We start from the raw sequence: 22,083 nt of genomic DNA on the forward strand, positions 1-22,083 counted from the left end.
GACCGCTGTGACACGACGGCGGTCGCGTGGTGCCCCGGAGTACGACCGCCCCGGGGCGGCGAAGGCGTTCCCCGGGGCGGGGAAGAGGGTCCTCGGGTCGCCCGCATCGACGGCGTGGTCCGATTGCCCTCCGGGGCTCTGGCGGGCCCCGGAGGGCCACGGAGGGCCCCGCCGAACGAGCCGGAATCCACGGCGCTTTGGTAGCACTCGCTACACACCGCTACGCTCGCGCACATGACGGAGCTGACCGCGCGGACGGAGAACGCCGCGCAGGCCCGGAGGACGGTTCTGGAGCCGGACTCCCACCCTTACCCGGCCTGGTTTCCGGCCCGGACCTCGGTCCCGGTCCCGGTCCCGGCCCGCGACGCCACCGCGGACGTCGCGTGATCCTGCGGATCGACCGGGCCTGGCTGCTCGACATCGCCCACCAGTTCGTACCCGGCGACCCGGACGTGACCGACTACGGAACCCTCGCCGCTGCCGTCGCCCGGCACGCCGACGAGGTCATGGGCGTCCCGGTCTACGAGGCCGTGAACCAGCGCGCCGCCGCGCTGATGCACCAGCTGATCCGTGTCCCCGCCCTGGAGTCCGCCAACGAGCACTTCGCCGCCGTGGTCGCCGCCTCGTACCTCAGCGCCTCCGGCGTCATCGTCACCGCCGACCCCCACCAGGCCGTCGACCTCGCCACCCGCATCCGCGCGGGCCACGCCGACGTCCGGGAGGCCGCGGCCGTCATCCGCACCTGGTACCGCTGACGGCATTCCGCTCAGGCGGCGGTGGCGAGCGCGTGGCCGAGGAGCGACATCGCGTCGGGCATCACCCGCCGCCAGAAGCCGTCCGTGTGCTCCCCGTCGGGGAACCGCCCAACCCGCGCTCGCGCCTGCCGCGCGACCTGGCGGGCAGCGGGGCAGAACGGGTCCTCCTGGCCGCACCACACGCCCAGGGCGCCGGTCTGCAGCTGGTCCAGGCGGAGCGTCGGCTCGTGGGCCTGCCAGTCCGCCTCGTCGGCGTACCCGCCGGTGGTGCGGGCGTCCGCCCAGGCGCGGAAGACGGCCGGGCTGAGCAGCGCCACGGCGTCGAGGTTGCGGCCGGCCAGGGTGCGTCCGACGGCGTACTGCAGGGCGCCCGAGCCGCCCATGGAGATACCCGTCACGGCGCGCGGCGTGGGCAGTTGGCGGGTGTGCAGCCAGCCGGGGAGCTCCTCGCGGAGCATCGCCTGCGGGTCGTCGTCGCCGGGGGTCTGCCGGTGCCAGTACGTGGCGTCGCCGCCGTCCACCGCGACGACGGCGAACGGCGGCACGCCGCTCCCGACCGCGGCCGCCAGGAACTGAGGCACCCCGAGCGCCACCATGCCCTGCGCGTCGTTGCCGCGGCCGTGCAGCAGGACGCAGACCGGAAGGTTCGTGCTCGCCGCGGCACCGGGCGGGAGCATGGTCACCATCGTGACCTCCCGGCCCCGCGCCGCCGAACGCACCTTCTCGACGCGCACGGGCCCCGGGACCACGTCCGGCACCGTGCCGTCCGTCCCGGTCATGCCCAGCGCCTTCTTCAGCGTCACCCCACCGGGCAGCCACCCGGCGAGCACTCCGCCCCCGGCAGCGGCCCCGAGCAGGGCGCCGCCGCCCGCGACGCCCGCCCCGATCCGCAGCAGGCGCCGCCGCGACAGCGGACGGCCGTCGGGATCCGCTGAGGGCTGCTCAGTGGTGCTGCTGGTGTGTGCGGTCATGTGCGTCCGCCTTTCGCCGTTCGGTTCGTCGTTCGGTTCGTCGTTCGGTGCGCGGTGTTCGGTGCACCGTTCGGCTTCGTGTGCGCGGCCGCGGGCGGTGGTGGGTGTCGGCCCGCTTCCCCCGGTCGGCCGGCCCAAGCAAAAATGATCATCGTAGTTGACGGGGGGCAGATCACCCGGTTCCGTCGTTCGCGCAGACTGCCGGCGGCCAGGGCGAGCGCAGGAAGTGAGCGAAGCGGGGTGCCGTAGCACCGCCGGCTCGGCTGTGTCCCCGGTGGTCGCGGCCACCCCTCGCAATGGGCCATCCTGGTGTTCCCGGCCGGTCTCGTGGACGGGTTGCCGTTCGTCCCAACACGGTGAGGTGTCCCCATCGGCGAGAAGAGCGGATCGGCGCTGGCCGTACGGCTGCACGGTCTGGACACGTCCGCGCTGGAGCGGGTCCTGGCGGCGCGCCCGGACGCGGTGGCGGCTCCGGAGCCGCGGTCGGTGGGTGAACTGGCGGACCGTCTTCAGCGTCCGGCGTCGGTGGCGTTGGTGCTGCCCCGGCTGACGCTGCCGTGCCTGCAGGTGGCGGAGGCCCTCGCCGCCCTGGAGCCCCGGTCACGGTCCCGGGACGACCTGGCCGGCCTCCTGGACGCGAGGGACGGGGAACGGGGCCGGGGACTGACGGCCGTGCTGGAGGAGTTGGCCGATCGTGCGCTGGTGTGGCCGGACGGCGAGGGCCTGCTGCACCTGGCGGGGCCGCTGCGGTCGGCCTGGCGCAAGCCCCTGGGGCTGGACGCGGCACTGGCCCAACTCGTGGCGCACATCACCTCGGACGAGCTGGCGCGCGTGCTGGTGAAGCTCGGCGTCAAGCCGGCCGCCAACAACAAGCAGCAGCGGCTGGCCGCGCTGGTCGGCCACCACGGCGATCCGGACCGGGTCGCCGCGCTGGTGGCCAAGGCGCCGGCGGCCACCCGGGAACTGCTCCGGCGGCGGGCGCACGAGGCTCCGGAGCGGCAGGACTTCGTGGTGTTCGGGGGACTGCTGGACGCCTCCGAGCCCGGCAGCCGCTGGGCGCTGGAGCGCGGGCTGCTGATCCAGGACCGCCACCGGTACGGGGCCGCCCGCATGCCCGCGGAGGTCGCACTCGCCCTGCGCGGCCCCGACTGGCACGCCCCGTTCACGCCCGCCCCGCCCGGGGTGCGGTCGGTGCCCGTGACCGCCCCGGAGGTCGAACGGGAGGCCGCGGCCGCCGCGATGGCCTTCGACGCCCACGCCACCTCCGTCCTCGGGGTCTGCGCCGCCGCTCCGCCGACCCGGCTCAAGTCGGGCGGGGTCGGCGCCCGCGAACTGTCGCGGATCGGCAGGGCGGCGCAGTGCGAGGAGCTCCCGGTGCGCCTCGTACTGGAGACGGCGGGCGCGGCCGGGCTGCTGGCCCGGGACGGCGACCGCATCGCGGCGACCGCCGCCTACGACACCTGGGCAGCCCAGGAACCGGCCGACCGCGTCACCGCGCTGCTCCGGGCGTGGTGGGAGCTTCCGCGGACCCCGGGCACCGGCCGCGACGAGGACGGCAAGGCCGTGCCGGCGCTCGCCGGGACCGAGCCCTGCGGAGGCTGCGTCCAGGCCCGGCACGGGCTGCTCGCGGCCGCGGCCCGGCTTCCGGCCGGCGAGGGCGCGGCGGACCCGGCCGACCTGGGCGCGTTGCTCGGGTGGCTGCGCCCGCTCGCCGACGAACCCGCCCAGGACGCCACGCCGTTCGCGACCCTGATCCGGGAGGCGGAACTGCTCGGCGCGCTCGCCCTCGGGACCCTGTCCCCGATCGGTTCCGCCCTGAACGCCCTGAACGCCCAGGACAGCCTGAACCCCCTGAACGCCCGGGACACCGAGGCGGTGGCCGATGCCTGCCGACGGCTGCTGCCCGCCGCCACCGGGACCGCCCGCTTCGGCAGCGACCTCACGGCCGTGGTCTCCGGCACACCGTCAGCGGACCTCGCCGCCCTGCTGGACTCCGTCGCGGACCGGGAAAGCGTCGGCGCGGCGTCCGTCTGGCGGTTCAGCCCGGCAAGCGTGCGCCGCGCCCTCGACGCGGGCCTCACCCCGGACGCCCTCACGGCCGACCTGGCCGTCGTCGCCGCAGTCGACCGGCTTCCCCAGCCCCTCTCCTACCTGATCCAGGACACCGCGCGCCGCCATGGCCGGGTGCGCGTCGTCTCCGCCGCCTGCGTGATCCACGGCCAGGAGCCCGCCCTCCTCGCCGAACTGGCCGCCCACCGCAAACTCGCCCCCCTCGGCCTGCGGCAACTGGCGCCCACGGTGCTGATCAGCCGGACCCCGCCGAACGAGACGCTCGCCGCCCTGCGCGCCGCGGGCTACGCCCCCGTCGCCGAGCAGCCCGACGGGACCGTACGGATCGAACGGGCCCTGCACCACCGCGCGGCGGACCCGATCCCGTCTCCGCGCACCTCCCGCGCCGGCTCCCGAGCGCGTCAGACGGGCACGCGTCGGACGACCGCGCGTCAGACCGGGACACGCGCCGCCACCGCGGGAACGCCCGTCGACCTGCGCGCCCTCGCCGCCCGGCTCCGGGACGCCCCCCAGGACATCGCGGAGCCCGACCCGTACGACGGCCGCCCGTACGCCAGCGACACCGAGGAGATCATCGCCGGGTACGCGCGCAACCTGACCTTCACCGACGTCCGCCAGCTGGCCCACGCCGTCGACGAACGGCGGGCCGTCACGATCGAGTACGTCGCCACCTCGGGCAACGCGACCGTCCGCACCCTCAGCGGGCTCGAACTGGACGCCCCCTACCTGAACGCCTGGTGCCACCTGCGCGAGGACGCCCGGGTGTTCACCATTTCCCGCATCCACGGTGTGATGCCCGCCTAGCTGCCGCTGGGGGCCGCCACCGGGGCCGCCGGACGGGCTGACCCCGGCGGGTGGCGGGTCCTGTGGGCCGTCCGCAGCAATGTGGCCCGCGCCCGCTTGCGCCTGCCGCTCCGGCGCCCGGACCAGGCCGAACAATCGGCCTGGTCCGGACACCGGACGACGGATCCGCGTGGCAGTGAGGAGATGGAACCGATGCAGGGAGCCGATCGCCCGAGTCGTCGAGCGCTGCTCGCCGGCGGGCTGGCGAGCGCCGCGGTGGCGCTCGCGGGGTGTACGACGACGAGGGCGGACTCGCCCGCCCCGCCCGGTTCTCCCGCCTCGCCCACGGGCGGCAGCGCTTCGTCGGAAGCCCGGCCGACCACGCCCGCCGCGGCGTTCACGAGGCTGATGGACGGCAACAAGCGCTGGGTCAGCGGTGACCTCAAGCACCCCGACCGCGACCCGAACCGGCGTCAGCTGGTGGCCCAGGAGCAGGAGCCCTTCGGGTCGATCCTGTCGTGCATCGACTCCCGGGTCCCGCCGGAGCTGCTGTTCGACACCGGCCTCGGCGACCTGTACGTGATGCGCACGGGCGGCGAGGCGGTCGGCCCGGTGGTCACCGGTTCCGTCGAGTACGGGCCCATGACGAGCGGCACCCCCCTGATCGTGGTCCTCGGGCACCAGCGCTGCGGCGCCGTCAAGGCGGCGTACGAGTCCTTCCGGGACGGCAAGCCGCTGCCCGGCAACCTGGACGCGATCGCCAAGGCCCTGCGACCGGCGTACGACCAGACGGTCCGGGAGGGCGGCGCCGACCCGGTCGAGACCATGTCCCGCGCCCAGGTCACGCTGACCGCGGCCGACCTGCGCTCCAACCAGGACCTGGCCCCGTTGGTGGCCAAGGGCTCCCTCGCCGTCGTCGGCGCCTACTACTCGCTGGACACCGGCGCGGTCGAGGTCCTGTCCGGGGCACCCTGACCGCTCGGCGGGGGACCGGGCGCCGCCCTACGGCCGGTCCTTCGCAGCGGAAGATCTGCACTCCGCGGAACGGGCCGGTCCGGTCGTGGAAGAACCGCACCGTCGCGGCGGGACGGAAGAGCCAGGGCCGGTCCTCGGCGGCGACGTGGAACGGAACGTCGCCGAGGCGCCGGCTCCATTCCGCGTGGCAGTGGTAGTAGTGCGGTTGGCCGGCCGAGATCGCGTCCACCCCGCCGAGCCGGGCGATCCGCCGTACGGTCCCGTCGTCGACGAACGGCAGCGGGTCCCGCAGCAGGTTGCCGTGCGGGGTGCACAGCGGATGGCCCGGTGCCCCATGGCGAAGCGGGGGGCGACCCGGAGCCCGTGGACCCCCGGCTCGATCTCCTCCCAGACGATGGTCGTCACGGCCCGCTGGCCCGCCGACACCCCGGTCGACCTCCGCTGGCTGTCCGGCGAGGCCGTCGGCGCCTAGGTCGCCCAGGTCGCCGCCCCGGACTTCGCCGAGCAGGCGCAGGAGACGCTCCGCCTGCCCGCCGACTGGGACGTCCACGCGTGAACGGCGCGGCCACCCAGGGCTTCGGCGGGCCGGCCCGCCGTACCACGGCCGGGGACGCGGCGCCCGTGGCCGTCGATTTCCTTCGCTGACGAGCGCGGGACGCCGATAACCTCGGCGGATGATCAATCTGCAGGTGCGTGACGACGGCGGGGGCGTGGTGGCTCGGGCCGGGGCCGGGGTGCAGTGGACGGCCGCCTTCGCCGAGCTGGATCCGACGCTGTTCCCGATGCTCTTCGCCCTGACGCCGTGCGGGGACGCGGTCTTCAACCGGAGGCAGCTACCGCTGCTGTTGGCGGAACTCGACTGGCTGCCGGACGCGTGCGGCGGGGAGTGGGTCGAGCAGGCCCGGGCGTTGTGCGGGGTCGTCGAGCGAGCGCCGCACCGGTACCTGTGGTTCGTCGGCGACTGACCGGGGGCCGGTCGCAGGTCCGTTCTCCTGCTCCGGGCCGTGGCGACGGTGAGGTCGAACCGTCCGTTCGCGCCGTCCTCCGACGGGTGGTCAGGCCTCGGCGGATTGCGCGCCGGCAGCGGCGTCCTGACCGCCCCCGACACCGGCAGCCTGCGCGAGGACGTCCTGACCCTCATGCGGGAGATCAACGCCACCCGCGTCCAGCTCGTCACCGTCATGAGCGTCTACCTGGCCGGCTACCACCAGGAGACCGGAACCAGCCCCCGCGACCTGTTCGACCCCTCCGAGACCGGCCGCAAGCAGGCCCTCGACGCCATCTACGACCGTGCCGTCGCCCGCGGTGAGATCAGCGCGGAACACCTCACCGAACGCCTCAAGACCCTGCCCTTCGACCTGCTGCGCCACGAGTTCCTGACGACCTTCGCCGCCGTACCCGACCAGGTCCTCGAAGAGATCGTCGACACGCTCTTCCTGCCGCTGGTGCGCCGAGCCGCTCAGCGGCGGTAGGCGGCCGTCGCGGTCCTGACGAAGGACCGGATCAACGGGTTGGTGTCGCCCGCCCTCCACACCGCCACCACCCGGCTCGGCGGCATGTCGACGAGCGGCACCAGGGCGAGCTCCGCGGGCAGTTCGTGGCCGAGCGGGGCCAGGCCGACGGTGCCGTTCCACAGCACGGTCTGCAGGCACTCCTGGACGGCGCGCACCACCGGGCCCTCGCGCGGCCTGCCGCCGTTCCAGTACGACTGCCAGACGGGGTCGGTGCCCGGCGGGAACCGGAACCAGCGGCGGTCGTCCAGCTCGGCCAGGCGCAGCCCGTCACGGCGGGCCAGCGGGTCGTCGGCGCGCAGGACCACGCCCACCGGGTCGGCCCGCAGCGCACTCACCGTCAGGGCGGTCCCGTCGAAGGGCGCCCGGGTCAGCGCGACGTCGACCAGTCCGGTGCGCAGCCCGCAGGTCGGGTCGGTCAGGTCGGTGTCGCGGACGCGGATGTCGACGCCGGGGTGGCTCCGGCGGAAGGCGGCGGCCAGCCTGGCCACACCCGGGTCGGTGCCGTCGCCCAGGATGCCGACGGTGAGGGTCGCGGCCCCGGCCGCCGCGTTGACCCGCACCCGGACGCGGTCGGCGTGTTCCAGGAGGCCCCGCGCCTCGTCGAGCAGCACCGAGCCCACCGCGGTGAGCGTGACCCCCGTGGGCGAGCGGGTGAACAGCAGGGCCCCGACCTCGGCCTCCAGCTGCTTGATCGCCCGGCTCAGCGGCGGCTGGCTGATGTGCAGTCGGGTGGCGGCCCGGCCGAAGTGGAGTTCCTCGGCGACGGCCACGAAGTAGCGCAAGGTGCGTAGCTCCACGCTGCAACGATACCCAGGGGGTATCGGGGGAGCGGAACGGGTCTTGGACGCCGGTGGGCCCGGGGCGGTGGACTCGTGGGCATGACCGAAGACATGAGGAGCAGCGAGCCGCAGACCGGTCCCGCCCTGTCGGTGGTGGGCCCCGGCGAGGGCGAGACGATCGTTCTGGGCACCACGCGCATGCGCGTCCTGGAGGACGGCAGCCACACCGGGCACCGCCTCGCGATCGCCGAGTCCGTCCTCGCCCCGCACACCCAGGGACCGCCGCAGCACCGCCACGGCCGGCACGACGAGGGCTTCTACGTCCTCTCCGGCACGGTGCGGTTCACCGTCGGGAAGGAGGACCACGACGCCCCCGCGGGCACGCTGGTGGTGGTCCCGCCCGGCATCCCGCACACCTTCGCCAACCCGACCGACGAACCCGCCGTGATGCTCAGCACCTTCACCCCCGACCTGTACGTGCAGTACTTCCGGGACCTCCAGGAGGCGCTCGACGGCGGCCGGCCGCTGACCCCCCGGGCCAACCTCGACGCGATGAGCCGCTACGCGACCGAGCCCGCCGACGACCCCGCCTGAGGCCCGGGAACCATGAACATCGTCTACTGGACCGTTGCGGGACTGCTCGCGCTCTTCTACCTCTACGCCGGCACGCTGAAGCTGATCCGCAGCCGCGATCGGCTCCGGCCGATGATGGCCTGGGTCGACCGCGTCCCCCTGCCCGCCGTCAGGGCGCTGGGCGCGGTCGAGGTGCTCGGCGCGACCGGCCTGGTCCTGCCGCCGCTGACCGGCATCGCCGTCCCGCTGGCGCCGGCAGCGGCCGTCGGCCTCGTACTCCTGCAGGCCGGCGCGATCGCCGTCCACCTGACGGGCGGTGACCGCCGGATCGCCCTCAACACCGGGCTCGTCGTCACCGCCGCCGTGACCGTGTGGCTGGCCACCGGGCTGTGACCTCCCACGCGGAGGCGGGCACGGAGGCGGGCGCGGAGGCGGGGAAACGGCCACCGGCGCAGTCCCGGCCGTCGGGCGCCGGGTTCCGGACAACTCGGCGCGGTGGGGCGGCGGTTGGGTGGCGGGGGCTTCTACGCTCGCACGGACACCGGGGTGTGAGGGGGAATGCCGTGGCGCGCAGGCCTGTTCGGCGGCGTCGGTCGCGCAGTGCCGCCCGCTGGGCGCGGCGGGCCGGGGACAACATGCTGCTCGTGGGGCTCGCCGCGGTGGTCGGCCTCGCGGTGCTGTCGGTGGTGGTGCACTGGCTGGTTCAGCACCTGGTGCTGGTGGTCGGCCTGCTGGTGGTGGGCGCGGGGGCGGGTGTGGCCGTGCTGCGTTCGCGGGTACGGGCGCGGCGGCGGGAACTGGACGTACGGGCGGCGCAGCTGCGGCACATCGGGCCGTTCCTGACGATGAGCCCGAAGGCGTTCGAGCACGCCCTGGCGGACCTGTGCCGACGGGACGGCTGCACGAAGGTCTCGGTGGTCGGCGGAGCCGGGGACCTGGCGGCGGACGTGCTGGCCACCACGCCCACCGGCCGGCGGATCCTGATCCAGGCCAAGCGGTACGGCCCGCGGACCTTCGTCGGCTCGCAGGACGTCCAGCGGGTCAACGGCACCTACCGCGACGTCCACCGCTGCGACCTGGCCGCCGTGGTGACCACCAGCTCGTTCACCAAGGCCGCGGCCGCCTTCTGTGCCCAGGTCGGCATCAGGGCGGTGGACCGGCGGGCACTCGCCCTGTGGGCGGAGGGCACGGGCGTTCCGCCCTGGTCCTGAACCCGTGCCGAACAGGTCCGGACACCTGAGCGCCAGATGGCAAGCGACCTTCGACGAGACGGGAACGAGGGGCAGCACGTTGAGGCGGCATGACGGTGTTCCGTGCCCGGGGGTGCGGAGCGTGGGAGGTGGGCGGGAGACCGTCGGATGAACGCGGGCGCCCCGCTGTGGGGGTCCACGAGCGGGGCGGTGCGGCGGGAGGAGGAAGGGGTCAGTTCAACGGCACGTCGAGGCGGGCGCGGCGGTGGCTGAACGTGGCGATGGAGTGGGGGCCGTGGTAGTTGCCGAGGCCGGACTCACCGACGCCGCCGAAGGGCAGGTCGGGTACCCGGAGGTGTGCCATGGGCAGGCCGAATCCGAGGCCTCCGGAGGATGTCTCGGCGGCGAGGCGGGCGCGCGTGGTCTCGTTGCCGGTGAAGCCGTACAGGGCCAGCGGCTTGTCGCGGTCGTTGATGAAGGCGATGGCCTCGTCCAGGTCCGCGACCTCGACGATCGGCAGGACGGGACCGAAGATCTCCTCCCGCATGACCGGGTCCTCGGCCTTCACTCCGGTCAGGACGGTGGGGGCGATGTAGAGGTCGTCGCGGTCGGTCGCGCCGCCGACGGCGAGGGTGCCGGAGTCGAGGAGGGCGGCGACCCGGTCGAAGTGGCGCTGGTTGACCAGGCGTCCGTACGCGTCCGAGGTCTGCGGGTCGCTGCCGAACAGGCGCTCGGTGGCCTCGCCGAGTGCGACTGCCAGGCGCTGGGCGGTGGCCGGGTCGGTCAGGACGTAGTCGGGGGCGACGCATGTCTGGCCGGCGTTGCGGAACTTGGCGTCGGCCAGGCGGGTCGCGACCGTGTCGATGTCGATGTCGGCCTCGACGAATACCGGGGACTTCCCGCCCAGTTCGAGCGTGACGGGCGTGAGGTGCTCGGCCGCCGCGCGCATGACGATGCGGCCGACGGTGCCGTTGCCCGTGTAGAAGATGTGGTCGAAGCGCTGGGCGAGCAGCTCGGTGGTCTCGGGCACCGCGCCCTCGACGACGGCCACCGCGTCCCGGTCGAGGTACTCCGGTACCAGGCGGGCCATCAACGCCGAGGTGGCGGGCGCGAGTTCGCTCGGCTTGAGGAGGACGGTGTTGCCGGAGGCGAGCGCCCCGGCGACGGGGACGAGCGACAGCTGGACCGGGTAGTTCCAGGGGGCGATGACGAGGACGGTGCCCAGCGGTTCGTAGTGGGTTCCGGCGGTCGTGCCCTCCGGCAGCCCGGCCAGGGACCGGGCGCCGAGCGGCTCGGGGGCCAGCCACTCCTCCAGGTGGGCGAGGGTGTGGTCGATCTCGCGGATCGGGAAGTCGACCTCGGCGGCGTACGCCTCGGCGCGCGGCTTGCGCAGATCGGCGTACAGGGCGTCGGCGATGGCGTCGCGGTTGTCGGTGAACAGGGCGCGCAGGGCGATCAGTTGAGCGCGGCGCCAGGCGAGCGGCTTGGTCCTGCCGGAGCGGAACGTGGCCCGCAGCGACGCGACGACGGCTTCGGTGTGAGACATGGCGGTGGTACTCCTGGTGCTGGTCGGCGGGCGCCGGCCGGCCGGTCAGTGCTGTGGTTGGCGGACCCGACCCGGCTGAACACGGCGGATCCTCCGGGGGGTGTGCCGGACGGGTTCTGTGCTGGTCGGGTTCAGGCCGGTCGGGTTCAGGCCGGTCGGGTTCAGGCCTGGGCGAGGTCAGGCCTGGGCGAGGTCAGGCCTGGGGGAGGCGGACGAGCATCTTGCCGGTGTTGGCGCCGCGCATCATGGCCTGGAAGGCCTCGAAGGCGTTCTCGATGCCGTCGATGACGGTCTCGTCGGTGACGAGCGAGCCGTCCTTGAGCCAGCCGCCGACCTGCCGGGCGAAGTCCGGCACGAGGTGGAAGTGGTCGCTGACGTTCATGCCGCGCAGGTTGATGCGCTTGCCGATGGCGAGCGGCAGGTGCGGCGGGCCCGCGGGCAGCTCGGTGGCGTTGTACATCGAGATGGCGCCGACCAGGGCGACGCGGCCGCGCAGGTTCATGGTCCGGAGTGCGGCGTCGAGGTGGTCGCCTCCGACGTTGTCGAGGTAGACGTCGATGCCGTTCGGAGCGGCGGCCGCGAGTTGCCCGGCGATGTCGCCCGCGCGGTAGTCCAGACCGACGTCGTAGCCGAAGTCCTCGGTCAGCCGCTTCGCCTTGACCGGGCCGCCGGCCGAGCCGATGACGAGCGAGGCGCCGAGCTTGCGGGCGAACTGCCCGGCGATGGAACCGACGGCGCCCGCGGCACCGGAGACGAAGACGACATCGCCCTCCTTGACCGGGGCGACCTCCTTGAGGCTGGCCCAGGCGGTCAGGCCGGTGGTGCCGAGGACGCCCAGGTAGGCCTGGGCGGGGGCGAGGCCCGGGTCGACGAGCTGAACGTCGGCGGCACCCAGCAGGGCGTACTCGCGCCAGCCGAGGAAATGGGTGACGGTCGCGCCGACCGGGACCTCGGGGGCCTGCGAGGCGACGACGGTGCCGACGGCCGAGCCGGTCATGGCCTCGCCCAGCTCGAACTGCGGGATGTAGGACTCGCCTTCGTTCATCCGCCCGCGCATGTAGGGGTCGACGGAGAGGTAGTCGTTGCGGACGACGACCTGGCCGGGGCCCGGGTCGGGCACGGTGGTCGTCTCGAACGCGACGTCCGAGTCCTTGGGCTCGCCGACGGGGCGGGCGACGAGGCGCCATTCACGGCTGGAAGAAGACATGACGATCCTAGGGGTAGTGCAGTGTGCGGGAGGCGGGGAGGTCAGTTGCCCGCGGCCACGGTGGAGACGGGTACGCCCAGCAGACCGGCCACGAGGGCATCGGATCCCAGGGGCAGCAGGCGGTGCGCGTCCGTCGCGTTCTCCAGACCGACCACGAGCGCGATGCAGATGTCCGCGGCCCTGGCGGGCTCGACCCCTTCGACGGTGCCCGCCTCGGCGAAGAGTCCGGTGAGCAGGTGGCGCAGCTCGGCGGTGAAGTCGGAACATATCCCGCCGAAGAGGCGGGCCTTGTCGTCGAGGAGCTCGGCCGTGTGCGGGGAGTCGCCGGACAGGGCGAGGACGAGTTCGAGTTTGGCGGCGAGGACGCCCCGGACCCGGGCGGCGTACGGAAGGCCGGTGTCGGCCGCCGCCCGGCGGGCCCGCACGAGCGCCTGCTCGTGCAGGCGCCCGGCGAGCCGCCGGAAGGCGTCGTCCTTGCTGCGCACGTACTGGTAGACCGCGGACCGGGACACGCCCATGGTGGTGGCGATGTCGTCCATCGTGGTGCGCCGCACGCCGTACCTGGTCAGGCAGTCGTACGTGGCGTCGAGGACCTCGTCGAGCCGGTCGGTGCCCATCGGGGTCAGGCCAGCTTCTTGAGCAGTTCGACGGCCAGCGGGGCGGAGGAGGCCGGGTTCTGGCCGGTGACCAGGTTGCGGTCGACGACCACGTTCGGCACCCACGGCTCACCGACCCGGACGTTCACGCCGGCCTCGGTGAGGCGGTCCTGGAGCAGCCACTTCGCCTTGTCGGCGAAGCCGGCCTGGGTCTCCTCGGCGTTGGTGAAGGCGGCGACGTCGTAGCCGGCGAAGGCGTTGGTGCCGTCGGCCTTGACGGCCGCCAGCAGCGCGGCCGGGGCGTGGCAGACCACGCCGAGCGGCCGGCCGGACTCCAGGGCGAGGGTGAGGAGGCGGCCGGAGTCGGCGTTGACCGCGAGGTCCTCCATGGGGCCGTGGCCGCCGGGGTAGAAGACGGCCGCGTAGTCGTCGAGGTTGACGTCTTCGACCTTGATCGGCGACTGCAGCTCGCTGAAGCCGGCCAGGGCGTCGGCGATGCGGTCGGCGTTCTCCTGCCCGCCGTTGACCTCGGGGGCGAGGCTGCCCTTGTCGACGGTGGGAACGACACCGCCGGGCGTGGCGACCACGATCTCGTGACCGGCCTCCTTGAAGGCCCGGTAGGGAGCGACGGCCTCCTCGGCCCAGAAGCCGGTGGGGTGCTTGGTGCCGTCGGCCAGCGTCCAGTGGTCGGCGCCGGTGACGACGAAGAGGATCTTCGACATGAGGGGTGCTCCGAGCGTGCGGATCCCGGATAGGGGACGGGGACGGGGACGTCGCCGCTGACGTTTCCGAAGCACTGACACTTCGCACTCAGTTCGTCAGTGCGGCGATGTCCTCGACGGTAGAACCCTTCCCCATCGGAATCCAATAGGCTCGTACATGTGAGAGATAGGGATCCCAATGGCCAGCCGGGAATGCCGTCGCCACAGGGCAGCGGCCTCCTCGATCTGAATCTGCTGCGCACCTTCCTCGCGGTGTACCGCGTCGGCGCCTTCACCGCGGGCGCTCGCGTGTTGGGTCTGTCACAACCGACAGTGACGACGCAGATCCGTTCCCTGGAGAGCCAGCTGGGCCGGGAGCTGTTCGAGCGGCTGTCCCGCGGCGTCGCCCCGACCCCGTTCGCCGACGAGCTGGCCGCGCGGGTCATGGAGCCGTTGGACGCCCTCGGCCCGGTCAGCGGCGGCGCCCTCTTCGGCGGGAGCGACGCGGAGCCCGTGCACCTGGCGGGGCCCGCCGAGTACCTCACCCACTGCGTGATGCCGACGCTCGCCCCGCTCGTCGACAAGGGGGTGCGCCTGCGCATCGCCTTCGGCCTCACCGACGACCTGCTCGACGGACTGCGCGCGGGCCGGCACGACCTGGTGGTGGCCACCCTGCGCCCACGCGGCCGCGCGCTCGCCTCCGTACCGCTGGCCGACGAGGAATTCGTCCTGGTCGCCGCACCTTCATGGGCCGAACGGATCGCATCGCCCCTCGCCACCGAGGGACCCGCGGCCCTGCACGGAGTGCCGCTCGTCTCGTACGCCGAGGACCTGCCGATCGTCCGCCGCTACTGGCGCCATGTCTTCGGCAGGCGCTTGACCTGCCGCCCGAGCGTCACCGTGCCCGACCTGAGGGCGGTCAAGGACGCCGTCGTCGGCGGCGCCGGATTCAGCGTGCTGCCGCGCTACCTGTGCGCCGCCGACCTGGCCTCAGGCACCCTGACCCTCCTCAACGACCCGGACGACCCGCCGATCAACACCGGCTTCCTGGTCCAGCGCCCGGGATCGTCCACCAATCCCCATGTCGCACTGGTCCGCGACCACCTCCTGCGCACCGCCCACGACGCCTGAGCCCGTCCGCAGCCGATGACGTCGAAGTCGGCGGAGCGGGTTCGCCTCGCTGGTGTGCGGCCCGGGGCGGCGTCCGCTGAGTTCATCTGACACGCGTTTGGTGTGGTTATTTGTGTTCAGTGCCCTGGGCTGCCAAGGTGTCAGCCATGAAGATCACGATCACGGTGGAGGACCCGACCCCCGAGGCCCTTGAGAAGCTGCTCGCCCTCGCCACCATGCCGACCGCCGTCGTGACCACGGTGCCCGACGACCGCTGGACGCCGGAGCGGGCCCGTTCGTACTTCGACCGGCTCCCACCCCGGGCCCAGCAGATCCTGCTCCAGGTCGTCCAGGGCCGAGGCGAGTGCGCCGCAGCGGCGTTGAGGGCGAACGGCCGGAACCTGCGCGGATCCACCGGCGCCTTCCGCCGCGTGCTCACCGAGGGCAAGCGGACCGGCCTCTGGCCCGACGCCCTGCCCGTACCACTCGTCTCCCACATCGTCGGGGGACAGCTCAAGAAGCTTGAGATGCCGGGCTCCGGCACCGACCGGCACGTGTACCCCGTCTTCGCCGAGGGACTGCGCGACGTGCTGCTCCTCGATCGGTAGAGGCACGGCCGCACGACCGACTGGGGAAGCCTGGGCGGACGGTGTCGGCGATCTCGAAGCGGACGGGTCGCTGCGGAAGCCCAACGAGGAGTCCGGCCCCGCCGTCCACGGCGGCGCCGGACTCCTCGTTGGGCTTCCTGAGTCCTCTAGCCCGGTACGCGGGCCATCGATGTGACGGTCAGCGGCCCCAGCGGGGTCTCGTCGAGCGTGGTGAAGCCGAAGTGGCGGTACAGGGGGACGTTCGCCGGGTCCGCCGTGGTCAGGTGAACTGCTCCCGGCGTCGTCGTCAGGACGTGGTCCAGGAGGGTGCGGCCCGCTCCACGGCCGGTGCGGTCCGGGCGGACTCCGACGAACTCCAGGGTCCAGGCCCCCGCGGGGGCCCCGCCCTCGGTGGCGTGCAGATAGCGCAGGGTCCGGCCGAGGGCGGGCGGCCCGCTGCCCAGCAGGGTCCGGGCCGCCCAGAGCGCGCGGGCGCCGGCGGACGGGGTCGCGCCCGGCGGGGTCAGGACGGCTGCCGCCAGGAGCCGTCCGTCGGTGTCCACCAGAGCCGTACGGCGGGCCCCGGCGAGGCCGGCGTGGGTGCGCAGGGTGGCGCGGAACCAGCGAGCGCGGGCGGGGTGCGCGCCGCCGCAGATCCAGGAGACGGCCGGCTCCCGGGCGAACGCGGCGGCCAGCAGATCGGCGCAGGCGGCCGGGTCGGGGTCGGTGTCGATCCGGCGGGATGCCGCGGCAGCCAGGTCCTCAGACATCCCGACCCCGCTCCAGCGGCGCCTCGGGCACGAGGTGGCAGACGAGCAGTTTGAGGAAGAACAGTGGTGCGAACCAGGCAAGGGTGGCCGGCACCGGCAGCCAGAACAGGTTGACCAGGACGGCTGCCATCAACACCGCCATCGCCACGGGCCGTTTGAGGTGGACGGGCACGAACTCCACCGCCACCGCCCCGCCGAGGAGCAGCGCGGCATTCGCCGAGGTCCAGGCGAGGTCGCCGGAGAGGACGTACAGACCCATCGCGGCGAGGTGGATCAGGTGCGCCGAGACGAACAGCAGCCGGGCGCGCCGCGCCGCGGGGTCGGCCCGGTGGTACCAACGCTTCTCGGCGTTGGTGGCGTTGGTCAGGACCCCGCCGATCAGGTCGAGCCCGGCCAGGGCGACCACGAGGAGTTGACCGGTCGACCAGTCGCGCGCGGCTCCCGAGCGCCACAGTCCGGCGGCCAGCAGTAAGGCACAGCCGAGGAGGCCGATGGTCTCCACCGCGGACTCGGAGCGGGACTTGCCCGGACCCATGAACCGTTCCAGCCGGCCGGCGAGGCCGGACGGGGTGGCCGGTATCTCCCAGGAGATCCTCAGGTCAGTGCGCATCGTTCGGCTCCTCTCCGGGGGCCGCGGTCGCCGCTGCACCCCACAGTCCGCGCAGGAGGCTCCACAGCTGGTCCGGGGGGTCACCCTCCGGGAGGCCTTGGAGGGATCCGCTCGTCATCAGGGCCACGGCCCAGGCGTCCGCGGCCCGGACGACGGCGGCGGTCGCCGACACCATCAGTGCGTGGTCCACATCGGTCCGGATCATCCCGAGCCGACGGCCGTCGGTGACCAGGGCGCCGAACCAGTCGAGCCACGGGCTTGCGTCGCTGCGCCCGATGGCAGCGTCGGCGAGGGCCAGGTCCTCGGGATGGTTCTTCAGGTGGGCGGCGAGGGCGGCGGATCCAGCGGTGAACCGGGCGCCGAAGTCCTCCTCGTCGCGGGCCGGCTCCCAGGGTCCGAGGGCGTCCAGCAGTCGGTCGAGGACTCCGTCGAGGACCGCGGTGAGCAGGTCCTCCCGGCCGTCGAAGTAGTGGTAGGCGGCGGTCTTGGAGACGCCTGCCGCCTCGATGATCTTGTTGTAGGAGGCGCCTTCGGCGCCGTGCTCGGCGAAGTGCCGACGCGCGACTCGCAGGATGTGCTCCCGGCGTTCGGCGGGCAGGCGGGCGAAACGAGGAAGTGGCATGAACGAATGATACGCACCAGTAGGGTGTACCGCTAGTACACCCTACTGGTTTGTAGTGGTGGCCCTGCGCGCGTAGGCCCCCGCCACCGAGCTGGAGAGCCTGCACGTCCTGGACCGGTGAATGCCGAAGGCCCGGTGCCCCGCTGAACCGTGGTGGTCAGCGGGGCACCGGGCCTCTCCGGGCGCGTTCTACGGCCCTCGATGCCGAGGATCGTTCCGAACGGGCCGCGCAGCTGGGCGACATGTTGTCCGCGGACAACATCGAGAGCGGTGCGGGACGGCGATCAAACAGGCCTAGACGTGCGAGTGCAGTGCTTCGACCAGGGCGAGGAACCCATCAGTGTCCAGCCCCGCGCGAAGGGTCGCGGCTTGCTCTTCGACGGTTTCTCCGAGCGCTCGTACGAGCTGGTGCGCGGTCAGGGAAGGCACTGGGTCCTGGGCGGGCGTCTGCCTCGGCAGCGGGGCCTGCTGAGAGTCGACAGGACCAGCGGCAGGCTTCTGGTTGGCCGGCACCGGTGCGCCAGTCCGCCCGTCCGGCCGTGCCACGGGTTGCCTGGTGTTGTCCGCGGACAACACCTCCCGCTCCGATGCGGCCGCCACTGCCGGGGCTTCGCTGCCCGTCGACGCGCTCGCCGGCTCCGTGTTGTCCGCGGACAACACGGAGGCCTGCGGCGGCTCAGCAACAGCGGGCTGTGCGAGCGAGGCAGGGGTGTTGTCCGCGGACAACATCTTGAGAGCATCTCGTGAGGCGATTCGCTTGGCGCGCTCCTCCTCCTTGAGCCGCTCTTCGAGGGCCAGGAGGTCGTCGGTGGTCAGCGACTTGTCCTCCTTGTAGGCCCGGGCCAGGCGCCGGCCGTAGCGCTCGGCCATCTCGCCGCCGGCCAGCCGGTCCTGGATCGCAGAGGGGAGGGTCAGGAGCAGGATCTGGTTGCCCACCCAGGATCGGTCGCGGCCGCGGCGGCGGGCGACCTCGGCGGCGTTGCCGTCACAGGCCTTGAGGAGCTGTTCGAGGCCCATGGCCCGTTCGATGATGTTGAAGTCCTCGCGGTCCTCGTTCTCGGCCATGAGGTAGTCCATGAAGTCGGCCGGGCTGGTCGCCAGGTCGTCACGGACCACGAAGTCGAGGACATCGAGCCCCACCTGCGCGGCGGAACGGCACCGCCGCTCGCCGTTGAGGAGGACGAACTCGGCTTCCTCACTGATCAGGCGCACATGACTGGGCCACAGGGCAAGGTAGGCGGCGCGGGTCACCGCCACACACGCCGTGGTCTGCTTCTTCGCCAGGCTCTGCCCGAGTGCTTCGCGCTGTTCCTCGGTGCCGTAGTAGCGCCGGGGGTTCATCGGGCACAGGGCGACCCTGGCCAGGGGGATCCGCTGGATCTCGTAATCCGGGATCGACCCTTCCGCCTGGGCCTTGGCTCGCCCCCGCTCGCTGCGGGGTGTGCGGCTGATGGCTCCGAACGCGCCTCCGGTCCCGAGTCGGTCGGCTGCCTTCATCGGGCGATCCTCCTCGCGATGTCGCGCATGACCTCGGCCTGGTCGCTGTCGGGTGCGTGCACGAGCAGCGGCGTCTTCATCCGCACGGCCTCGCGCTGGTCCTTCAGGTCATTCACGACAGCGATCACCTCCGGGTGGCCGAGGCTCTTCCAGGCGTCGAGAGAGGAGGTCACGACGTACCCCTTGCGGACGTCATAGAGGTTGACGACGAATCCCAGGTCGTGGACCTGAATGTCGAGGTCGTCGCAGAGGGAGTCGATCTGCTCGCGCAGGAGGGTGTAGGCGTCGGCGGAGGAGTCCTCGGCCTGCACCGGGATGACGATCCCGGAGCTTCCCTCGGGCTCGCCCTCACGGGTGCGCACGTAGTAGATCGCGTTGTCCATCGCATAGCCGAGGCTCGGGGGGCAGTCGACGATCACGAAGTCGAACTCGCGCTCGACGGCGGTGAGGGCCTTCTCAAGTGCGGTCTCCTTGACGCGGATCTCCCGCGAGGAGACGAGCTTGGCATCGAGGAGGAAGCCGTCGGTGCAGGCCGGCAGGAGGTGCAGGCGATTTCCGAACGACTCGCCCGGGATCTCGATGAGCAGGTCGCGCAGGTCGGCCTGGCGTTCGCCGCACATGTTCTTGACGAGGCTGTCGCCCTTGATGGGGAGGTGGTCGTGGCCGAACTGCTTGGTGAGGTGGCCCTGGGGGTCGAAGTCGACCAGGCAGACCCGGTAGCCCATCTCCGCGAGGGCCTGACCGACTCCCGCGGACATGGCCGTCTTGCCGACGCCGCCCTTCTGGTTGCCGAAGGCCACGCGTCGGGCTCCGGTCTGCGGGCGGCTGGGGTGGGGGAGGGGGTTGGCGTCCAGCCACAGCCGAATCGCCTGGGCGAGGCCCTGGTTGTACGGAAGTCCACGGCCCGAGCAGTCCTCGCGGAAGCCCTTGTAGAGCGCTGAGGGCACGTAGGTGGAGAACGAGTCGGAGCGGGCGGTGTCGATCAGGTCGAGCGGGTGGGTGGCCTCCCGCCATGCCTGGATGCCCTGGGTGACAGCGTCCTGGATGGGGATGCCGACGGTGGCGGCGCGGATCTTCAGCTCCCGGCGCAACTGTTGAGGGAGTTTGGTAACTACCTTGTCGCGGTCATCGGGCATGGAGGGTGCGGTCATGGGGGGAGTTTACTAACCTCTGGCCTCATGTCAGCCCCCATGACACGGGGCAATTCAGACTTTCCATCCGATTCCACGGTCTACCTGTGCCGGGCCGATGTTGTCCGCGGACAACATCGGCCGCTACCGACCGGATCAACCCGCTGCAGGACGCCCCCCGGACATCTGTGTTGTCCGCGGACAACACGAACGGGGACGGCGTCCGGCCCAGGGGGATGTTGTCCGCGGACAACATCCGGAAGCGAAACGCCGAAGGCCGCGCTCCCGACAGGAGGCGCGGAACCTTCACGGGCGGCTCCGCGGAGCGGCCCGTCCAACCGGCAGGCCTGACGGCGTCTCGGAGGGGGCTGGGCGAACCCCTGCCGGCTGCGGTGTCCGGCCTGCTGCCGGGAAGGGAACGGAGTCCGACGGATCGGACGGCCTGTGGCCGGTCCTTCAGGGCTGCAGGGTGGGGTCGGTGAGTGCCGGGACGCCGTACTCCACCTTGGTGATGTCGGAGATCAGGTAGCTGCCATCAGCCTGGCGGTGGAGCTGAAGGTGCGCGGTGACGCCGCCCCGGGGTGTCTGGTGCCAGCCGTTGTCCGCCGCGTAGGCACAAGTGATGCCGGCTTCCAGTCCGACTTGGTCGCCGGTGAGCTCGCGCGGGTCGGTGTGGCCTTGCAGGGGGCTCACGGTCGCATCCATGACCACCGACCAGCCCCGCCGTACGGACACCTCGGCCGGCCAGGTCGCGCTGTCCCCCGCGCACGCGTTCAATCCTCCGCCGGAGGCTGCCAGCTCGGGCGTCAGATATCTGCGGCTCCTGTTCAGAACTGCCGCCGGCCCGGTGTCGCCGTGGGACACGTCGAAGCTGCCGGAGGTGACCGCCCAGGCGATCGCGACGGACTCCGCGTCGCGCTGGTCCGTCGTCAGCGGCGGCGGGGTGGCGGCAGGGCGCTCCACCGGCGGGGCCGGCGGCTCCGTGGGATCGGCTCCGGGCGCGGACGAGAAGGTGAAGCCGACCGGAGCGGCGGCGACTGCGGTGCCCGGGATCTCCTTCTCGTCTTCGTCGAAGCACGGATTGCAGCGAATGCGTTCACCGGCGCCCCTGCGGTAGTCGGTTTCCCAGCCCCTCCCATGGGTGTTCAGCACGGTGCCGCGTTCCATCCGTACGCCGGAGATGTGGAACGGGCGGGCACCGTCCTTCAGCGTCCAGGTGTGGTGCTTGCCGTCGAGAGTGCCCTCGACCGTGAGTACGTAGTCGTAGCTGTGCCGGGTCGCGAGCACGGTCAGGCTGATGATCTCGGGCTTCTGGTTTTCCAGGTAGAGGTACTTGTCGGTGAAGTACGGGGCGAACGACACCGGCCCGGATGCCGCGATCAACGCGATGGGATTGGTGGCGTCCAGGTCGATGCCCATGTCGATCTTCTTGCCTTCCCCCTGACCGGTGCAATCCACGACCGTGCCGGGCAGCGGGTCGGAGGGCTCGCCCACAACGGTCGCCCGCACCTGCTCGATCGCCACGGTGTGGCCGGCGCCGACCATCGAGACCGAGAGCGGCGAGGCACCCACGTCCGTGCCGCCCTGCGCGTGCGACCACGTTCTGGCGGCGCCGCAGTCGGTGACGACGGGGAGCTCCGTCGGCGTGACGGTCTTCGGGACGACTGCGGTTGTGTTGGCGTCCCCGTGCTCGGGGTCGTAGCGGGCACTGAGTTCCGGCTCGCTGCCGTCCGTTCCGTGCAGCGCCAGGTACGTCGTGCCCGCGCCCAGGAGTGCCAGTGCGCATGCCACGGCTATCAGCAGGCGAGGGCGCGGGCGCAGGCCCGCCAGCATGGAGACGATGCCGCCCATGAACACGTTGCCGTGGATGGTGCTGTGGCTGATCTCATTCCGCGTGTCACGCTGATCGCCCAATCCACCCACCCCGTCCGCCGGATCCGCATCCACCACAGTGCAACCCCTGCTGGGCAAAGGGAAGACCCCCTCGGGGGGGGGGGGGTGTTGGGGGGGCGCACCCAAAACCCCCCCACATAGAGGCCCCCCCCCCCCCCCCCCGCCGGCCGCCCCCCCAAACCCCCCCCGAGCACCCCCCCCGGA

23 protein-coding genes and 1 pseudogene are annotated in these 22,083 nt (G+C 72.7%); 12 read left to right on the forward strand and 12 right to left on the reverse strand.

The genetic code is table 11. From position 1 onward, the window contains the following. The first annotated feature begins 234 nt into the window (after positions 1-234). The gene (locus ACIRVF_RS24700) at positions 235-387 is read left to right on the forward strand and encodes a hypothetical protein (RefSeq protein ID WP_402821626.1); all 153 of its coding nucleotides are present in this window, start codon (positions 235-237) and stop codon (positions 385-387) included. Next, positions 384-755 (forward strand): fic family toxin-antitoxin system, toxin component, encoded by a 372-nt coding sequence (locus ACIRVF_RS24705; protein ID WP_402821629.1) that lies wholly within the window; start codon positions 384-386, stop codon positions 753-755. Before ACIRVF_RS24700 ends, ACIRVF_RS24705 begins: the two co-directional genes overlap by 4 nt. An 11-nt stretch (positions 756-766) precedes the next feature. On the opposite strand, the gene ACIRVF_RS24710 is transcribed toward ACIRVF_RS24705, so the two are convergent. Then, positions 767-1,726, reverse strand: coding sequence for an alpha/beta hydrolase (locus tag ACIRVF_RS24710; RefSeq protein ID WP_402821631.1), 960 nt, complete (start codon positions 1,724-1,726; stop codon positions 767-769). Between the two features lie 486 nt (positions 1,727-2,212). Here ACIRVF_RS24710 and ACIRVF_RS24715 point away from each other — a divergent pair, with 486 nt between their 5' ends. The 5 genes and pseudogenes from ACIRVF_RS24715 to ACIRVF_RS24735 all read left to right on the forward strand — a co-directional run. Further along, a complete protein-coding gene (locus ACIRVF_RS24715; protein ID WP_402821634.1) occupies positions 2,213-4,600 on the forward strand; it encodes a helicase-associated domain-containing protein in 2,388 nt (795 codons plus the stop codon). A 192-nt stretch (positions 4,601-4,792) separates the two neighbouring features. Then, a complete protein-coding gene (locus tag ACIRVF_RS24720) occupies positions 4,793-5,554 on the forward strand; it encodes a carbonic anhydrase (RefSeq protein ID WP_402821637.1) in 762 nt (253 codons plus the stop codon). Positions 5,555-5,888: 334 nt separating this feature from the next. After that, positions 5,889-6,026: a hypothetical protein gene (locus ACIRVF_RS24725; RefSeq protein ID WP_402821640.1), complete on the forward strand. Its 138-nt coding sequence runs from the start codon at positions 5,889-5,891 to the stop codon at positions 6,024-6,026. A gap of 202 nt (positions 6,027-6,228) precedes the next feature. Then, a complete protein-coding gene (locus tag ACIRVF_RS24730) occupies positions 6,229-6,519 on the forward strand; it encodes a hypothetical protein (RefSeq protein WP_402821643.1) in 291 nt (96 codons plus the stop codon). A 126-nt stretch (positions 6,520-6,645) separates the two neighbouring features. Then, positions 6,646-7,026 (forward strand): annotated as a pseudogene (locus tag ACIRVF_RS24735) (TetR-like C-terminal domain-containing protein); the annotation flags it as partial. On the opposite strand, the gene ACIRVF_RS24740 reads toward ACIRVF_RS24735, so the two are convergent. Next, positions 7,014-7,865 carry a LysR family transcriptional regulator gene (locus ACIRVF_RS24740; protein ID WP_402821646.1) on the reverse strand — a complete coding sequence of 284 codons (852 nt, stop codon included), beginning with the start codon at positions 7,863-7,865 and terminating at the stop codon, positions 7,014-7,016. The pseudogene ACIRVF_RS24735 and the gene ACIRVF_RS24740 sit on opposite strands and share 13 nt — an antisense overlap. 81 nt (positions 7,866-7,946) lie before the next feature. Between ACIRVF_RS24740 and ACIRVF_RS24745 the strand changes: the two genes are divergently transcribed. From ACIRVF_RS24745 to ACIRVF_RS24755, 3 genes are all read left to right on the forward strand, one after another. Next, entirely contained in the window at positions 7,947-8,441 is a 495-nt protein-coding gene (locus tag ACIRVF_RS24745) for a cupin domain-containing protein (protein ID WP_402821649.1), read from the forward strand. 12 nt (positions 8,442-8,453) lie between these two features. Next, entirely contained in the window at positions 8,454-8,813 is a 360-nt protein-coding gene (locus ACIRVF_RS24750; protein WP_402821652.1) for a DoxX family protein, read from the forward strand. 242 nt (positions 8,814-9,055) lie between these two features. Further along, complete coding sequence (locus ACIRVF_RS24755; protein ID WP_402821655.1) at positions 9,056-9,631, forward strand: restriction endonuclease; 576 nt, start codon at positions 9,056-9,058, stop codon at positions 9,629-9,631. A gap of 211 nt (positions 9,632-9,842) precedes the next feature. Here ACIRVF_RS24755 and ACIRVF_RS24760 read toward each other — a convergent pair whose 3' ends face one another. The 4 genes from ACIRVF_RS24760 to ACIRVF_RS24775 all read right to left on the reverse strand — a co-directional run bounded on the left by ACIRVF_RS24760 (position 9,843) and on the right by ACIRVF_RS24775 (position 13,681). Then, complete coding sequence (locus ACIRVF_RS24760; protein ID WP_402821658.1) at positions 9,843-11,156, reverse strand: aldehyde dehydrogenase family protein; 1,314 nt, start codon at positions 11,154-11,156, stop codon at positions 9,843-9,845. A 193-nt stretch (positions 11,157-11,349) separates the two neighbouring features. Then, positions 11,350-12,363 carry an NADP-dependent oxidoreductase gene (locus ACIRVF_RS24765; protein ID WP_402821664.1) on the reverse strand — a complete coding sequence of 338 codons (1,014 nt, stop codon included), beginning with the start codon at positions 12,361-12,363 and terminating at the stop codon, positions 11,350-11,352. A gap of 41 nt (positions 12,364-12,404) precedes the next feature. Beyond that, positions 12,405-12,980, reverse strand: coding sequence for a TetR/AcrR family transcriptional regulator (locus ACIRVF_RS24770; protein WP_402821667.1), 576 nt, complete (start codon positions 12,978-12,980; stop codon positions 12,405-12,407). 5 nt (positions 12,981-12,985) lie between these two features. After that, positions 12,986-13,681: a type 1 glutamine amidotransferase domain-containing protein gene (locus ACIRVF_RS24775; RefSeq protein ID WP_402821669.1), complete on the reverse strand. Its 696-nt coding sequence runs from the start codon at positions 13,679-13,681 to the stop codon at positions 12,986-12,988. A 159-nt stretch (positions 13,682-13,840) separates the two neighbouring features. Between ACIRVF_RS24775 and ACIRVF_RS24780 the strand changes: the two genes are divergently transcribed. Both ACIRVF_RS24780 and ACIRVF_RS24785 read left to right on the forward strand, forming a co-directional pair. Then, positions 13,841-14,791 (forward strand): LysR family transcriptional regulator, encoded by a 951-nt coding sequence (locus ACIRVF_RS24780; RefSeq protein WP_402821672.1) that lies wholly within the window; start codon positions 13,841-13,843, stop codon positions 14,789-14,791. A 146-nt stretch (positions 14,792-14,937) separates the two neighbouring features. Beyond that, complete coding sequence (locus ACIRVF_RS24785) at positions 14,938-15,378, forward strand: hypothetical protein (RefSeq protein WP_402821675.1); 441 nt, start codon at positions 14,938-14,940, stop codon at positions 15,376-15,378. A 146-nt stretch (positions 15,379-15,524) separates the two neighbouring features. Here ACIRVF_RS24785 and ACIRVF_RS24790 read toward each other — a convergent pair whose 3' ends face one another. The 6 genes from ACIRVF_RS24790 to ACIRVF_RS24815 form a co-directional block, all read right to left on the reverse strand. Continuing rightward, complete coding sequence (locus ACIRVF_RS24790; RefSeq protein WP_402821678.1) at positions 15,525-16,127, reverse strand: GNAT family N-acetyltransferase; 603 nt, start codon at positions 16,125-16,127, stop codon at positions 15,525-15,527. Next, complete coding sequence (locus ACIRVF_RS24795) at positions 16,120-16,737, reverse strand: hypothetical protein (protein ID WP_402821681.1); 618 nt, start codon at positions 16,735-16,737, stop codon at positions 16,120-16,122. The genes ACIRVF_RS24790 and ACIRVF_RS24795 overlap by 8 nt, the downstream gene beginning before the upstream one ends. Continuing rightward, on the reverse strand, positions 16,727-17,359 hold the full coding sequence (locus ACIRVF_RS24800) for a TetR/AcrR family transcriptional regulator (protein WP_402821684.1): 633 nt from the start codon (positions 17,357-17,359) through the stop codon (positions 16,727-16,729). Before ACIRVF_RS24800 ends, ACIRVF_RS24795 begins: the two co-directional genes overlap by 11 nt. A gap of 294 nt (positions 17,360-17,653) precedes the next feature. Further along, positions 17,654-18,856, reverse strand: a complete 1,203-nt coding sequence (locus tag ACIRVF_RS24805; RefSeq protein ID WP_402821687.1) for a ParB/RepB/Spo0J family partition protein — start codon at positions 18,854-18,856, stop codon at positions 17,654-17,656. Further along, positions 18,853-20,007: a ParA family protein gene (locus tag ACIRVF_RS24810; RefSeq protein ID WP_402821690.1), complete on the reverse strand. Its 1,155-nt coding sequence runs from the start codon at positions 20,005-20,007 to the stop codon at positions 18,853-18,855. The genes ACIRVF_RS24805 and ACIRVF_RS24810 overlap by 4 nt, the downstream gene beginning before the upstream one ends. Before the next feature lie 435 nt (positions 20,008-20,442). Beyond that, positions 20,443-21,936, reverse strand: coding sequence for a hypothetical protein (locus tag ACIRVF_RS24815; RefSeq protein WP_402821693.1), 1,494 nt, complete (start codon positions 21,934-21,936; stop codon positions 20,443-20,445). Positions 21,937-22,083: the final 147 nt, after the last annotated feature.

The organism is Kitasatospora sp. NPDC101157, from assembly GCF_044768255.1.
Lineage (GTDB): Bacteria > Actinomycetota > Actinomycetes > Streptomycetales > Streptomycetaceae > Kitasatospora.